This is a genomic window from Alcaligenes sp. CHO6, assembly GCF_037120595.1.
In the GTDB taxonomy this organism is placed as follows: domain Bacteria; phylum Pseudomonadota; class Gammaproteobacteria; order Burkholderiales; family Burkholderiaceae_B; genus Alcaligenes; species Alcaligenes ammonioxydans.
In genome coordinates, this window is sequence record NZ_JBANCI010000020.1 from 1 (window position 1) to 461 (window position 461).

Annotated in this window: 1 protein-coding gene; it reads right to left on the reverse strand. The window is 58.8% G+C overall.

Going from position 1 to position 461, the window contains the following annotated elements; all coding sequences use genetic code 11:
• On the reverse strand, positions 1-461 hold a 461-nt coding region (locus V6936_RS17320; RefSeq protein ID WP_336580173.1), incomplete at both ends, for an Ig-like domain-containing protein.

Consider the following 461-nt stretch of genomic DNA (forward strand, 5'->3'; position numbering starts at 1 on the left):
GCATCGCCTGCTTTCGCGGCACCGCCCACGCTACCGGTGATCGTCTGCTCAACCTTGGACTCGTCCTGATTCAGAACACCGTCAACAAACGGCTGATCAATCTCGATCGTGGCCACGGGCGTCTCGGTCTGAACATCATAGTCACGGCTCGTATCGGCGTCATACGCATTACCGTACTGATCCTTACCCGTCACCTCGGCCGTGATATCGCCCGGCTGCAGATCTTTCACCGCATCGGCAGGCACCGTCACACTCCAGGTGTTACCTGGCTGCACGGTCGCGGGGTACTCTTTACCGCCAATCGTCACGACAACCGCATCGCCTGCTTTCGCGGCACCGCCCACGCTACCGGTGATCGTCTGCTCAACCTTGGACTCGTCCTGATTCAGAACACCGTCAACAAACGGCTGATCAATCTCGATCGTGGCCACGGGCGTCTCGGTCTGAACATCATAGTCACG